The 16,274-nt window shown below is 33.0% G+C and carries 7 protein-coding genes and 1 tRNA gene; 6 read left to right on the forward strand and 2 right to left on the reverse strand.

Annotated features, from left to right (window positions below; genetic code table 11):
* Positions 1-1,990 precede the first annotated feature (1,990 nt).
* The 6 genes from lipB to GIY03_RS01590 all read left to right on the forward strand — a co-directional run bounded on the left by lipB (position 1,991) and on the right by GIY03_RS01590 (position 12,706).
* Positions 1,991-2,635 carry a lipoyl(octanoyl) transferase LipB gene (gene lipB, locus GIY03_RS01565; protein ID WP_457913966.1) on the forward strand — a complete coding sequence of 215 codons (645 nt, stop codon included), beginning with the start codon at positions 1,991-1,993 and terminating at the stop codon, positions 2,633-2,635.
* Positions 2,628-3,584: a lipoyl synthase gene (lipA, locus tag GIY03_RS01570; protein WP_457913967.1), complete on the forward strand. Its 957-nt coding sequence runs from the start codon at positions 2,628-2,630 to the stop codon at positions 3,582-3,584. The genes lipB and lipA overlap by 8 nt, the downstream gene beginning before the upstream one ends.
* Positions 3,585-5,096: 1,512 nt before the next feature.
* The gene (gene leuS / locus GIY03_RS01575; RefSeq protein ID WP_457913409.1) at positions 5,097-7,679 is read left to right on the forward strand and encodes a leucine--tRNA ligase; all 2,583 of its coding nucleotides are present in this window, start codon (positions 5,097-5,099) and stop codon (positions 7,677-7,679) included.
* A gap of 14 nt (positions 7,680-7,693) precedes the next feature.
* The gene (gene lptE, locus GIY03_RS01580) at positions 7,694-8,236 is read left to right on the forward strand and encodes an LPS assembly lipoprotein LptE (protein WP_457913410.1); all 543 of its coding nucleotides are present in this window, start codon (positions 7,694-7,696) and stop codon (positions 8,234-8,236) included.
* Between the two features lie 16 nt (positions 8,237-8,252).
* Positions 8,253-9,287, forward strand: a complete 1,035-nt coding sequence (holA, locus tag GIY03_RS01585) for a DNA polymerase III subunit delta (RefSeq protein ID WP_457913411.1) — start codon at positions 8,253-8,255, stop codon at positions 9,285-9,287.
* Positions 9,288-12,630: 3,343 nt separating this feature from the next.
* Positions 12,631-12,706, forward strand: a tRNA-Phe gene (locus tag GIY03_RS01590).
* A gap of 1,231 nt (positions 12,707-13,937) precedes the next feature.
* Here GIY03_RS01590 and ppiD read toward each other — a convergent pair.
* Both ppiD and GIY03_RS01600 read right to left on the reverse strand, forming a co-directional pair.
* Complete coding sequence (gene ppiD, locus GIY03_RS01595) at positions 13,938-15,809, reverse strand: peptidylprolyl isomerase (protein WP_457913968.1); 1,872 nt, start codon at positions 15,807-15,809, stop codon at positions 13,938-13,940.
* 162 nt (positions 15,810-15,971) lie between these two features.
* A complete protein-coding gene (locus GIY03_RS01600; RefSeq protein WP_457913412.1) occupies positions 15,972-16,256 on the reverse strand; it encodes an HU family DNA-binding protein in 285 nt (94 codons plus the stop codon).
* Positions 16,257-16,274: the final 18 nt, after the last annotated feature.

Below are 16,274 nucleotides of genomic sequence, written 5' to 3' on the forward strand. Positions count from 1 at the left end.
CAGTAGAGCTCATAGTGCAAAATAATCAAATTTAAGTAGCATAAAATGAATATTTTGCACATTGATTATATTATTAATCTATCAAATCTTTACTATCAGTACCTAAAGCTATCACGTTGAAGTTAAAAGAAGTAACGGTAGATGCACAAGACGAGAGTGATTTTAATAACTATGTAAATTAATGTAGTGCGATATAAACAGATAGAGTAATGCTGCAGTGAGATCAAGCTTATCTTCACAAAATATTTCTAAACACATTAGTATTGACTGTATTTCTAGAGAGGATGTAATAATGAATAGTTATAATACTCTCCTTTAAGTAGTAGAAGTAATCTATTTAAAAGTTGACTGTATACCCATGCTCATTAAAGAGTTGTAAATTTTTCTTTGTGTGCGTTATACCAGAAGTGCATCAAATGAATGTAACTATCGAGTAGACGATAGCAATTAACTGACTACATTACATACACTAAAAACAGAAAATATTATGATTTTATTTAAGTTATTTGTACTTATAAAATGGTATTGCAGCATAGTAACTTAACCTCTTAGTTTTTATCAAGTTCCTATGCATAGGTATGTTAATAAATACCTGAATAATATAAGTGGATGGTGCAATGTAGTGCAGACAGTTATTTGAGTGCAGCGCTTTATGTTTTGTGGTTGCAAGCAAGCTAAACATCAATGCTGATCTTGTAATCACTTAGCTCCCACTAAGTGGGAGATCATACTGAATATAGAGTTCAGTAAAACTACATAGCCCGATTTATTATTTCATAATAAAATATATCCTACTAACAAAAGTAATTTAAAATTTTGTTTCTTAAGATATCAGTTACATCGGCACTTTAGGTACAGTATAACTATATAATTTCATACTGATTTATGAGAAGATTTATTATTTTAGTATGTGTGCTTTTATATTTTTTTAATGTCTCGTCATGGACGATTATCATTTTCTTATTTAGCTTTTATTTAACTACTAATGTCCTTGAACGCCGTAGCTCTTATATGTGATAGACGATTCTACTGTTAATGCGCAATACTTATGATGAATATTAAAATCAGATGCTGTCGTTGTGATACTACTAAATATCACGCTATACATTTACTGACGTGCAAAAAAAAATCATCGTGCACATATAATATTAAGAGCATGATAAGTTTTTTAGAATGTTATCCTGTCTTTTAGGATATTTATATTGGTTGTTTTGAATCTAATATTAGTAAAAACTAATGCAGTCGTTACAAATTTTAATGCAGTATTAAATACTAAAAATATTTACTTATCTCTAAATTTTTAAAATGAAGATAATACTGTCACTTACATACTAGGTTTGGTGTGCCAGAACACCTCTTAATTTAAGAGGGTATCGCGCAATAAACCTAGAAAAACTTAGAAAATCTCGCTTAAAATCTTCATAAGTCTTAAATCGAATAAATCTCTCCATTGATTGCATATAATTCACTTCTAACTATATAGGTTAATTTATAGTGTTTGTAAGAATATAATGAGCAAAATAACTTGCATAATCGTTATTATATCCTATGGTAAAGCACAAAAAATACTAAAACACGCAAAAAACCAAAGTGCATAAACTACTTGAATTCCTATACTTATTCATTTATAAAATAAGTCGGCTAGTACAATTAGCATGACTAAAATAAATAATAAAAGTAGTTCGATCTTTTCAAAAAGTGATGAAATTGATAGGTTAAATCAAATAAAAAGACAACTATTACTCTGTTGTTGTGACTACTAACGTTATTCATATTAACTAAGTACAAAATTTCACGAAGAGCTAAGCAACCTTAAACCTGTGAGACTAGTACTTTAAATTTAATATAAATAACGTATTCACCTCAAAAAGTTAATCTGTTTTTTTAGATTCATGTATTACAATAAATTACTGCCTAAGGGCAGTACACTTGATATAATGAGATAGCTTTTATCTATAACTTTGAGACGACTCTTTTACAACCCAAGAAGATAATTGTACGTCAGTTAGGGTTACAGCCCTACGAACAAGTACTGCAAGCTATGCGTATCTTTACAGATAGTCGCATCATTACTACATCTGATGAATTATGGTTAGTACAGCATCAACCGGTATTTACTCAAGGTCAAACTGGTAAAGCGGAGCATTTATTGATGACAGGTGATATCCCAGTCATTCAAAGTGATCGCGGCGGTCAAGTGACATACCACGCCCCAGGGCAGCAAGTAATGTATGTGATGATTGATCTAATACGCAATAAGATGAGTGTACGTCAATTAGTGAAAATCATAGAGGATGCAGTAATCAATACTCTTGCACATTTTTACATTGTATCTCATACCAACCCAAATGCGCATGGTGTATATGTCGGAACAAAAAAAATTTGTTCATTAGGACTTCGTATTCGTAAAGGCAGCTCATTCCACGGTCTAGCGCTAAATGTAGCGATGGATCTCAGTCCTTTCCAACGCATCAACCCATGCGGTTATATTGGAATGCAGATGATACAAATTAGCACGATAGCGCCTAATATTAGGATTGAAGATGTGCATCCAATTTTAACACAGAAATTTGTTCAATTACTTGGCAGCCCAGTCATTGAACTTCGTCCTTGGAACCTGCATGATTATGAGTAAACTAAGTCATATGGAGAGCGTGGTTAAATATCCATACCATGATAAAAATAAAATAGCGTCAATCCCGTTTCATAGAGGAACTACGGAACAACATGAACTTCTTCGAAAACCAGAGTGGATAAAAATTAAACTACCAGCTAACTCGACGCGTATTAAAAATATTAAGGCAGCTATACATAAAAATAACCTGCATACAGTCTGTGAAGAAGCATCCTGTCCTAATCTATTCGAGTGTTTCAACCATGGCACCGCTACTTTTATGATCCTTGGTGCTATCTGCACTCGTCATTGCCCATTTTGTGACGTCACGCATGGACGCCCCATGACTCCAGATGCTACTGAACCAGAAAAATTAGCGAACACTATTTCAGAGATGGGGCTACGATACGTAGTGATCACTTCGGTTAACCGCGATGATCTACGTGATGGCGGTGCACAGCACTTTGCTGCTTGCATCGCTGCAATTCGTGCTAAAAATCCGTTTACCAAAATAGAAGCATTGGTGCCAGATTTTCGTAGTCGTATGGATCGCGCCTTAGAAATTTTGATTAACGTACCACCTAATGTATTCAACCATAACGTGGAAAGTGTACCTCGTATTTATCATACAGTTCGTCCTGGTGCTAATTATCTCTGGTCACTAAAGTTGTTAAAACGCTTTAAAGAAGCTCTTCCACATATTCCTACTAAATCTGGTTTAATGGTTGGCTTAGGTGAAACTAATGCAGAGATTATTCAAGTGATGCGCGATCTTCGTTATCACGGTGTTAGCATGCTAACAATCGGCCAGTATCTTCAACCAAGTCAAGATCATTTGCAAGTTCAGCGTTATGTTAGTCCAGATGAGTTTGATGAGATAAAAGAAAAGGCAAAAGCTATGAGTTTTACCTCCGTAGTCTGTGGTCCATTTGTTCGCTCATCTTACCATGCTGATTTACAGGATAAATAGGGATAGTACAGTAAACAGAATATTTTGTTCTTCTTGAATCGATAGAAACGTTTATATGTCTAGCCTTATGGGTACCTAAATGTTACCGTCAGATACACTAAAATCTTCAATTTTCATTTACTCATCGCTTACTCAATAGACGACTGTATACTGGGCTGAGTTTCAATCGGTGTTATATTTAAGTACGATAGCCGTGTAATCAACTACATTAATGACTATAAAACAGCGCTAGATGTGCAAATTTTCAGATTTTAAAAAATGCTCTAACATACCTTATATATAAAAATTGTATATGTGTTAGTGTTTCTTCTTAACCTTGATTATTTGCGAAGGAAAATATTTGCAAATTGTTATGGTAGTTTTTTCTAGAATAAGTCACAGGATAGCGTGTCTATTAATATATACTCTGCCAAATAAGCATATTATTATTAATAAATGCATAGCGCTATCTATATATACTATAAAATATACAAAAAGCTAATGTCTTTACTAAAGAAAACTCTCGGTATATACTAATATAGTAAAACAAAATAACAGATGTGTAGATATATCTAAAAATCCAGAACAGAAAGCCGCGAATAATATACTTAGTACCCATAGATTATATTAATCTAATATAATAAATATTAATGTATCGCCTGGTGCTTTCTCAGAGGAGACTTAGATGATGCGCGGTAAAACATTCATATCTTTCTAAAAAAATTATGAGAGCGCCAAACCTCTTGAACATAGATATAATGACAACTCATAAATGTCATGTGCTTATAGTAAATATTATCTGTTGTGTTCTAATTAGAAACATTATATTTAATAAAATATACAATTTATGTACTGAATTGATGTTAAGGTGCAAAAAATACAATTCTCGCATTGCCCCTTCGTATTTTGAAATAATTAAGAATATAACTCTTAATAGAGCAATTTATTTTCGAAGAAAACCAATTAAAAACTAAGTCATAGAATATATACTACGCGTTATTATAATTCTTTACTTTAATTTATATTCAACTTTGAAAAACAAGTGATGTGAAATATTTAAAAAATAACAAGCACACTGCTATTTGACGTTGATAAATATTTTATTTAAAATAAAATGTTATTGCTTTAGAAGTGTATATCCAAAACTGGAAGAATGTTATATAAATTCATTAGAATTTTCGCTCGTCAAATAATGTATATTTAAGACAACTGATTCTCAATATCGTATGAGAACTGGCTACTATAACCGCTAAATATCAAATTTAATGTATTGAGTTAGACACGCAATGTAATTACTAAGAGGTCTGATCAGCCATGCAATGCGAGTTACGTTATCAATTAACACCATGATAGCTTTCCTTGATTACCTTAGTGACTTGTGAGTTCACTGTCTTCAGACACTACTACGCCTATGGTATACTATATTCAAATTATTTAAGATATATAAAATAGTTACGCATACCTTATCGTTATTGCGTTAGTTTTTTATGAATAACTAAAATAACAGTATTATCTATAGGATTATCGGTCACCATGCAAGAACAATACCGCCCGGAAGAAATAGAATCAAGCGTACAACTGCAGTGGCAAGACAAGAAAACCTTTAAGGTTATTGAGGACGCTAGTAAGCAAAAATATTACTGTTTATCAATGCTACCATATCCATCGGGTCATCTTCATATGGGGCATGTTCGAAATTATGTGACTGGTGATGTTATCTCGCGTTATCAACGCATGCTGGGTAAAAATGTGCTACAGCCCATCGGATGGGATGCTTTTGGTCTTCCAGCAGAAGCTGCTGCGATAAAAAATCGCACAGAGCCGGCTATGTGGACCTATAATAACATCAAATATATGAAGAACCAACTAAAATTGCTAGGATTGAGTTACGATTGGGATCGTGAGATCACTACTTGTGAACCTAGTTACTATCGTTGGGAACAGTGGTTTTTTACTAAACTTTATCAAAAAGGTCTGGTATATAAAAACACCTCAAAAGTAAACTGGTGCCCCCAAGATCTGACTGTATTAGCTAATGAACAAGTTATTAACGGCGCCTGCTGGCGCTGCGATACCAGAGTTGAACAAAAAGAGATTCCGCAGTGGTTCATCAAGATCACTGATTATGCTGAACAACTACTCAATGATCTAGATAGTCTAGAAAACTGGCCTGAACAAGTTAAAACCATGCAGCGAAATTGGATTGGCCGATCTACAGGTGTAGATATTACTTTTAAAATTATCGACAATAACGAGCAATTGATAATTTACACTGCTCGTCCTGACATCTTTATGGGTGTTACCTATATAGTTTTGTCCATAAACCACCCATTAGTCCAGCAAAGTAAAGATAATAATCCTGCGTTGGCTAAATTTGTTGAAATAAACCGTAACGTACAGTTTATTACGCCTAACATGACGATGATGGAAAAGAAAGGCATGTCAACTGGCCTCTTCGCGATCCATCCATTGAATGGTGAAAAATTACCAATCTGGGTTAGTAATTTTACATTCATAAAATATAATACCAGCGCAGTTATGGCTGTACCAGCTCATGATCAAAATGATTGGGAATTTGCAACTCGATATAATCTCCCAATCAAACCGATTATTTTAGATCGAGAGGGTTGTCAACCGAACGTTCATAAAAAAGCAATGACTAAAAAAGGAAGACTCTTTAACTCTGGCGAGTTTAACGGTCTAGATAATCTCACTTGCTTTAATTTGATCATTAACAAATTAGTTATTAAGGGTATTGGTCAGCGAAAAGTACATTACCGTCTACGTGACTGGGGAATCTCACGTCAACGTTATTGGGGGGCACCAATCCCCATGATGATGTTAGAAGATGGTAGCCTTATACCGACACCGGAAGATCAACTTCCCGTGATATTACCTAAAGACGTAGTGATCAACGGTATTCTTAATCCATTAAAGGCTCACCCTAATTGGGCAAAAACCCATGTAAATGGACAACAAGCATATCGTGAAACAGACACGTTTGACACCTTTATGGAGTCATCTTGGTATTATGCTCGTTATACGTGTTCACAGTACAACAAAGGCATGTTAGATTTAACTGCTGCCAATTATTGGTTACCGGTTGATCAATATATTGGTGGTATTGAGCATGCTACTATGCATCTTATGTATTTCCGTTTTTTTCATAAATTAATGCGTGATGCTGGCTTAGTAAATTCTGATGAACCAGCTAAGCGTCTACTATGTCAAGGTATGGTGGTAGCTGATTCTTTTTATTATATCAGTAATAGCGGCGCACGTATTTGGGTCTCGCCAAGTAATGTCGCTATTGAGCGCGATGATAAGAGTCATATTATTAAAGCAACTGATCTAGAAGGACATGAATTAGTTCATGTAGGTATGAGTAAAATGTCGAAATCAAAAAATAATGGCATTAACCCGGAAGAGATTATAAAAAAATACGGTGCAGATACCATGCGTCTATTTATAATGTTTGCCGCACCAATCGAAATGACACTACAATGGAAAGAATCTGGTATTGAAGGAGCGAACCGTTTTTTAAAACGTCTCTGGAAACTAACCTACGATCATCTTAAAAAAGGCAAAGTACAGCCTTTAAAGCTCACTCAGTTGACTGAAGAGCAGAAAATTTTACGCCGAGATGTGCATAGAACTATTGCTAAGGTAAGTGATGATATTGGCCGCCGCCAGACTTTTAATACTGCGATTGCTGCGGTTATGGAACTGATGAATACACTAATACGTGCACCACAAGATAACGAACAAGAGCGCGCTGTTTTACAAGAAGCACTACTTGCCGTTGTTTGCATGTTGTCCCCATTCACTCCGCATATAAGTTTTGCGCTATGGGAAGCATTAGGCGGACAGGGTGGTATCGACACTGCTCCTTGGCCAGTTGTCGATGAACAAGCAATCACCCAAGCTACAAAACTAGTGGTGGTCCAAATTAACGGTAAGTTACGCGCAAAAATTACTGTAGCAGCTGATGCTTCTGAAGAACAAGTGCGTCTTTGCGCTGCCCGTGAACATTTAGTCGCTAAATATTTAAACGGAGTTATACTTCGTAAAGTGATTTATATTCCAGGTAAACTGCTTAATCTAGTGGTAGTTTAATAATAAGAGATATTGTGCACACGCATATTTTAAGATTATGGTTAAAGACTGTGGCAGTACTAATGATTGCCAGTTGTGGGTTTCACTTGCATGACAACGCGCAGATTTCTCGACAGATGAATATGTTGATAATAGACGCACCCGACATTTATAGCCCCTTGATTTTTGCTATTCGTGAACAATTACGATTGCATAACATTAGTGTAGTTAACGATGCTAGGCGTAAAGATCTTCCATTACTGCGTATCATTAATACTGATCAAAGCCAGAATACTATATCAATTTTTCAGAATGGTAAAACTGCTGAATATCAAATTATACTCACAGTGCAGGCGCAAGTATTATTTCCTAGTCATACCCTGCACCCTTTGTCAATAAGCGTAATCCGATTTTTTCTTGATAATCCGATAAATGCACTAGCAAAAGATTCTGAACGGGAAATAATTCGTCAAGAAATGACTAATCAAATTGCGCAACAACTAGTACGTAAACTACTAAAAGTGCAAGTAGTAGAACAGAAAAATCCACGAAAAATTACTACTGTTAATACAAAATGACTAGTGATACCACGCAATGATTCGTATTTATTCCAATCAATTAGCTGCGCAACTGCGAAAAGGTTTATGTAAGCATTATTTGTTAATCGGTAATGAGCCGTTAATGTTGCAGGAAAGCCAGGATTTGATCCGAGACGCTGCCAAACAACAACAGTTTAGTACATACTATAGTATATCTTTGGATATTCATGCTGATTGGGATGCCATTTTTAATATTTGCCAAACTATCAACTTGTTTACAAGACGCCAAATACTTTTGCTTATTTTCCCGGACAATGGCTTATTTTCGCCATTTGAAAATCATTTAACTCAGCTTAGCGAACTACTACATAATGATATATTATTGATATTACGCAGCTCTTATTTACCTAAATCACAGGAAAAAAGCGTTTGGTTTAAAGCACTAAGTTGTAATGCTGTCTATGTTAGCTGCCAATCACCCACACCAACACAACTTCCTCGATGGATTTTCGCTCGCGCTCAACTCATGCAACTAACATTAGAAGATGCAGCCAATAAATTATTGTCTTACTGCTACGAAGGGAATTTACTAGCATTATCACAAGTATTAGAGATGTTATCGCTATTGTATCCTGATGGCATACTGACTGTATCGCGTATTAATCAAGTAGTATATGATGCTTCATATTTTACGCCACTTCATTGGATAAACGCTATATTGGAAGGAAAAAACGATCGAGCCTGGCACATCTTTCAGCAGTTGAAAAAAAGAGATGTTGAACCCGCAATCTTATTGCGTACTTTACAGCGTGAATTGCTAGTATTATTAACTATACAGCGTTATATGGTTTTAGTGCCACTGCATACTTTATTCGATCAACATAAGGTTTGGAAAAATCGTCAAAACCTCATAACACAAGCCATACATCGGCTATCTACTGATCAACTTCGACAAGCCGTTCAACGCCTACGACAGAGTGAATTGATCTTAAAGACAGACCATATTCAGTTAGTATGGTTAGAGTTAGAAACTCTATCAATGTTACTCTGTACAGAAAATGTTTCCTATGAGTTTATAAATAATGAATAATCTGCTAAGCGATACTGTGCTACATATGCTATGTAGCAGCACGTTCTGAACACTAATTCGTTATAGCTAACTTATCGCCGTTTAAAGTCTGTACTTAAGCAATACACTTTTATTAAATCTAAAATTTGCTATACGACATCTTATTGTCGTACACACATATTACAGTTAATACAAAGGAATAATTATAATGGTTGCATTAGTAATTACTTCTATTCTAGTATTAATTATCAATGACTGTAAACTGCACTACCTTTTTCATATTATTGAAATATTCAATTATAATAACATGACTATACTTAGCATATCGCAAGTTTTATATGTATTAATTGTCGGTTACTGTGCTCATTCACTGGTATAAACTGCTAGAGATTAATAAAAGCGCTTCTTAATTTTAAGCTATGCTCAGAATAAAATATTATTCAAATGTATTCTAGATAAATTGATCAATCTATTTTCATCTTCCTAGTATAAAAAGATAATGAAAAAAATGAATTCCTAATGTTTTATTTTGTTTTGTTTTGATTCAACATAAAACTTAACAGTCTATCATTGGTAACCGTCTTAACTGTAGTCTCTGGGAGAACTACACTATTTTACGACTATAAATAGTGATATACTAACACCGTAACTTCTCACTGAGGCATCTCATAATGTTACTGATTTACCACAAAGTCATCGTGCATATTAGTCTTGCCATGTGGAAATAGGATTTGTCTTCAGTAACGAAAATATTTTTCTAAAAAATAACTGTTGAGCTATTACGTTATTGTGAGACATGTACACTGTTATGACTCATTAAGTATGTAAAAAGTTTGCATTGATTATTTTAATAATGTTTTATTTGTAGCTAAAATTCTAGTAAATCCTCTTATTCTTAAAGCTTTTCATTTTTACAGAAAATCGTCGAACATATTCTATACCGGTATTAAATTCTTAAACATCAGGATCTCATCTTTTAAAAGAAAGCACATATCTTAAAAAGCACTTGCTTTCTTAATGTTAAAACGTATTTAACAATTATTAGTAACTAATAGATGTAAAACGTAGCACTGAGTGAGATCATTGAGCTGCATTTTAATATTCGGTGTAGTTAATACTACTAACAACATAGCTTAGCTAATACGCTAATTCTGAATATATTATCTAACGCGCTATTACTGATATATAAAATATTAGAGATTATTTTACTAACACGAGAAGTATCGCATCAATAACGATTGATATTGTAAGGAAAATTTTCATCATGAATTATCAGAGCAATATCAATTTTATTAGACTTGTTATTAGTTATCAAAGAATCTAAGCTTGCCTTAGAATATTAATAACAAGTTTACACCATGATGTTGTATAGAATTTCCTATATCTCATGAACTTACAATGGTGTTTTGTCCACCTCTAAAAGTTATTTATTTATCCTTCGCGATAATTTTGTGAAGTTTCATATATTCTTCTGAAATAAGTGTGAATTTTTCATTAAAACATCTCAATAAAACTAAGTGATAACTTTTATTTTTTATTTTATCATGTTAAATAACCTGTCTTTCGTATTCATATATAGGATTTATAAAAAATATATGTACTTCTTGCCTTCTTAGCAGAGTCTACCGTGAGTTTGGTTGTCTAGATTCCTGCTCAATAGACACTCATCCATATAGAAGATTGTCTCTATGATTGCATGAATGTTGTCAATACAAAGGATGCATGTGTTATACTTTGCTAGTTTTCTATTTTTAGAAGTTTTTGTAAAATATCGTTTGTGCGTTTACACTCTATTGATATAGTAAATTAGATAATCTTTTATTACACAATACTATTGAAGTTCAATAATTTTAATACTTAAAATAACGTAGAAGATGCTGCTATTTACTTACTAGCTAAATTATGCTTGTGTATCTCGCAGCGGGCCTCTATCCTATCAAAATCTATAAAATTTATAATTTTTATTATGTTAAGCGAACTATTTCACCATATTATAGAGCTGTAAACTATTATTAAATGCTTCGTGATGCACTAATATACGATTTTTGATTACCAGACATAAAACAACATTGTTTAATAATGGTATTAAATTTTGAATGTTCACAAGCCATAAGGTTTATTATGACATAATAATTCTTCTATTATATAATATATAATAGAAGCACTGAAATCCTATATACTATTTAATAATAAGTTTAACATCATAGTTATAAATGAGGCATTGTAATAAAAAGCAAGCATCTATAATCAGTAAGATTATAGATTCTAATCGGGCATGTATCGACTACTTCATAATAATGTATCACCTGTGTCTAACTGTATATAAGTTACTAGAATACTATTCAATGTTTAAAGGATATCACGGCATGAACTAGGTGTATCTAGTTTGTTAATAATCTTTATATGCGTAACTTTTATCCTGTTAAAGTTATATTTATAATTTTCATAAAATAGCACTAGCATGGTTGCATAAGGTTTTTAGGTGGTATAGCTTTATCGAGTATTACTTTCATATAGTATCATTTTCTCGTCAAAGTTTTAGGATATTTTTTAGAGTGTCCCCTACTGAGGTTAGTAACGGGCGATGACTGGCGAGATACACCTGAGCTAGTATGAGAAGATTATTTAAATAATCTTTTCTTTTGTAGTCAAAATCAAATACTCAGCCTTGAGTAGGGAGGGGAGGCGGCTCGTTTAGTTTTATCACGTTCTTTTAAAAGGCAAAACATTACATTCATTTGACATGTTAAATATGCACTGCGTTGAATTTTATCAATATATATACCCATGTAAATTAGTTAATATTGTGAATCCTCTATTTTTATAAACCTAAAGATCACATCCTGAACACTAAGTCATTCTTTTTATTAGTAAAACTTAGGGCCTAAATTAGGGTTTCTGACGTTATAGAATGATGTGTTCTAAACTGTAGAATATTGATAATAAAAAAAATCATTATTCATGCGAATACTTTCATGTGAGACAAGTTACTCTAAACCATCATAATGTTTTGGGGAGTATACTCCTCATTACTATAACAGTTATATTTGTCGCTATAAAGAAAGACCTAGTTACAGCTCTTTATCTAAAATACTAGAACGAGAGAAGAGATAAATACTACAACCTAGATGATGTGAGTTGAAAAAAAAGTAATGTGACAAATATTAAACAATATATCAATCAATGAAGGGATGAAGCAGGGAAAGTCAACATATATAAAACCTGCGACATAATAGAGATATATATTCTCTAATTATATATTAGTCCATGAAACCAGTGCTTTCGATTAAAATTAGAAAAATCTATTAGTTTATGATACAAAACCCTTGACACTGATCAGGTAATAAGATCAAATTGGCAATTTGCCCGGATAGCTCAGTTGGTAGAGCAAGGGACTGAAAATCCCTGTGTCCCTAGTTCGATTCTAGGTCCGGGCACCATCTATTTAGTCTGATAAATATAGACGACTACCTTAATAAAAATATAATATTTTCCTATGCGTTTTATAAGAAAAGATTTTTTCGTATATCTGATGATTACAAGGTTTAGATACCGGTTGTCTGAATTCTCATAAATGCCTCTTATCCTCTTATATTAATAACATTAATTCTTTCTCTTTAATGCATCAAGCACTCTACTATCTACAAAATTTTTTTAAATTTCTTTTTTACACTAGAAAATAGATTTTTAACTTCTTATAACTTTTTAATATAAGCGCATGAAATAGACTATAGTCACACGGTGTATATTCTTTTTTTAAAGTTTTTATATAATGATTTGAATATCATTTACTGTAAATTTACAAAATTCATCTATCAAGTTTATGCAGTAGCTTAAAACAACCTTTTCAAATAAATTTCTAACTAGCATAATACGCCTGTGTTATTTCTATGATTTTTAACAAAACATAGCATTAAATTTTTTAATTTAGTAAATTATAAGTTCTTCTGATTAAACATAGCTTAAGAACCTATTTTAGTAACCATATTGTTTGATATTTAAATATTACTTTACTAATATTATATGATCGTGGTGGCTATCTTTCTAGGAAAATTCTTTATGTTATATAATAACATAAAAACACTAATGAACAATTTGCGTTATTATTAAGACGCATACTTTATGTATGATTGTTTACGAAAAATTACTCCTAAGTATTAGGTATATATAAAACACTTTTAGTTAACATCAAATTAAGAAAAAACCAGTATTACCATAAGATTTATAAGTGGGAAGGTCCATAAATATTGCTAAATATACCTAACTATATCTAGAATATAGGTCCTCTCGTTTTACTAAAAGAGTCTACAATACATATAATGTATAAATTATCTATTTAATAATATCATTAACAAAAAAAATGCTGCACTAACAGTAAAAATTTAGTCTAACGATATAATTGAATATGGCACTGTAAATTTACACCTTTTAAAGACTGTTCAGTCATTTTAACTTCTAAATCATATTGGAAGAAACTTTTAGGGTTTTATCCTACAAAGTCTTGAGTTTTCTTTTTATGGTTTGTGTAATGTAAGCTCGTATCAATGAACAAAAAGAAAATATTGCATTCTACTATTAATCACATCTAATTTATTTATTAGTTAACTACTACATATATAGTAGTACTCTTATATGCTTTTCAAAACCATCATGTATTACTAGAAACTAATTTTATTCTATAGATCCGATCTTAATTGTGGCCTCTTTACGAAGACTGGCTAGAAGACAGGAGATAGATGTTTTAGCAGAAGCCTCTTCTATCTTTTTAGCAAACATTTTTTTTGCATCAGCTGATAACCTACCAGGTTTTACTGAATCAAGCGCGATAAGCACCACATTATTTTGATCATCTTGTGATATACCATAAACTAACTTGTTTTTTAGTGGATGTGGTAGTGAAAAAATATCTTCTATCAACGGGTTACTTTTTACAGAACGTGTTATCGTCTGGATTTTTCCAAATCTTAAAGAAGCTGCATGCATCACTTTGTCGCCTTTTCCTCGCCTTAATTCATGTAATATCTTCTCAGCTTGTTTTATTGCCTTTTTTAGTGCTTGATTGTGCTTGAGTATCTCTGCTACATGATTTTTAACTTGATCAAAAGATGCAATGCTCTCTACTTGATGTGCAATCATACACACTGCAAATGCTCTATTGGCATCTACAGGAATTATACTGCAGTTATTATCTAATTTTCCATTTTTACTAATTAATGATCGGTCAAAAATTGACTCCACAACTGGTTGTACGTTTAAAGCAGTGGGAATATTATTACGACTAAACCAACCAGTTTTCACTGCTTTTACGCCAGATACTGTTTCAACAAAGTCTAGAGATGCGTGATCTCTGTTAATTGCTATACTAATCTTCTGTTGCAACACATGGTAGGCGTCAAGTGCTTTTTCTTTTCGTATCTGTTCGGCGATATCCTTGTATACATCGCGGATTGGCGTTATTTTCTCAGGGATAATATCGTTTAGACGTACGATTAAATAACCGACTGAAGACTTTACTACGTTAGATATTTGACCTTTTGTAGTCAAATGGATATTTTTTAGTTCGTCAATGGTAGTCTTTGGTTCTAACCAAGCTAGCATACCACCAGTACGACGCGAGATGATATCTGTGGACTTTTCTTTTGCTAGGGTAGCAAAATTGCCGCCTTTTTTTAGCTCATGTAGTACAGTGTTTGCGTCTTCTTTAGTGTGTAGTTGGATTAAACTATAACTCCTTTTCTCTGGTTGAATGTAATTGCTTTTATGCTGATTATAAAAATTGCTAATCTCCGCTTTGCTAACTATTACCTTATTTTGCATAGACACAGTATCTATGGGAATATAACTTACCTTAATTTTTTGTGGCAATATAAAGCTGTTTTTATTATAATAGTAGTAGGATTTTAATTGGTCTTCTGTGACCTTTTGCTTAGCCTGTAGTACGTTTAAATTAATCTTGGCTAACCGAACATTACGTTGCTGAAACATTAACGCTGAAATAGCTTGAGACTCAGAAGGTAGTATAAAGCCTGACTCCCCAAAGGCTTCAATAATGTATTGTTTAACTAATTCATCTTGCATAAAGTGCGAAAAATCTTCGGTGCTATAATTCATACGTTTAATGAATTCAAGATACCTAGAATTATCAAATTGGCCATCGGTCTGAAAGTAATGGACCTTTTGAATAATATTTTTGATCTGCTGATTACTAACTGTCAGACCTAATTTCTTGGAATATTGTACCAATAGAATATGATCAATCAACCGTGATAACGCCTGCTGGCGCATTTGTTGTATATAGTTGGGATTACTAGATAGCAAAGAAAATTGGTCACCTAATTTACTTTGTATATATTGACGTTCATTTTGGAAAACTTGTTCTAATTGAGTCAACGTGATCACTTGGCCATTTACTTTGGCTGCATACTCGCCTGAATCAAATAACAGGTAACTACTTACTCCGGTCAAAATGAACGATAAGATCATTAGAACTAAAATAATTTTAAATATAAAATGATTTGATATTACTCGTAGCCTATCCATCATCCCGTGATCATACTCCACGATAATTTTGAGTGCACTACTCTCTAATATAGAAAAAGCTTTTATAACAACAAAAACCACACATCATGCGCATGGGTCTTTTATATCACTGTATAAGTCGTATAACGTTAGATGATTTTTCTTACTAGACATACTACTACACGGTTAGCGAATTGCTTTATTAACTGCATCTTTAAGCGTTTTCCCTGCACGAAAAACTGGTACTGTAGCTGCCACGATAGTGATTTCTTTGCCTGTTTTCGGATTACGGCCAATACGTTCTGGACGTTTACGTATAGTAAAAGTACCAAAACCCACCAGAGTTACGTCATTGCCTAATTTTAAGGAATCCGTCATTACAGTAATAATTCTTTCTAAAACAAGAACTGCGGTCACTTTAGAAATATTAGTACCAGTAGTAATCTTATCGATTAATTGTGACTTATTCATTGCATTACCCCTCTACAT

It is taken from the genome of Candidatus Gillettellia adelgis (assembly GCA_020541285.1).
Lineage (GTDB): Bacteria > Pseudomonadota > Gammaproteobacteria > Enterobacterales > Enterobacteriaceae > Gillettellia > Gillettellia adelgis.

What these genes read in the sequence shown, in the direction of transcription:
- lipA (WP_457913967.1), top strand. Translation starts at nt 2,628, where the DNA reads ATGAGTAAACTAAGTCATATGGAGAGCGTGGTTAAATATCCATACCAT.
- leuS (WP_457913409.1), top strand. Translation starts at nt 5,097, where the DNA reads ATGCAAGAACAATACCGCCCGGAAGAAATAGAATCAAGCGTACAACTG.
- holA (WP_457913411.1), top strand. Translation starts at nt 8,253, where the DNA reads ATGATTCGTATTTATTCCAATCAATTAGCTGCGCAACTGCGAAAAGGT.
- ppiD (WP_457913968.1), bottom strand. Translation starts at nt 15,809, where the DNA reads ATGATGGATAGGCTACGAGTAATATCAAATCATTTTATATTTAAAATT.
- GIY03_RS01600 (WP_457913412.1), bottom strand. Translation starts at nt 16,256, where the DNA reads ATGAATAAGTCACAATTAATCGATAAGATTACTACTGGTACTAATATT.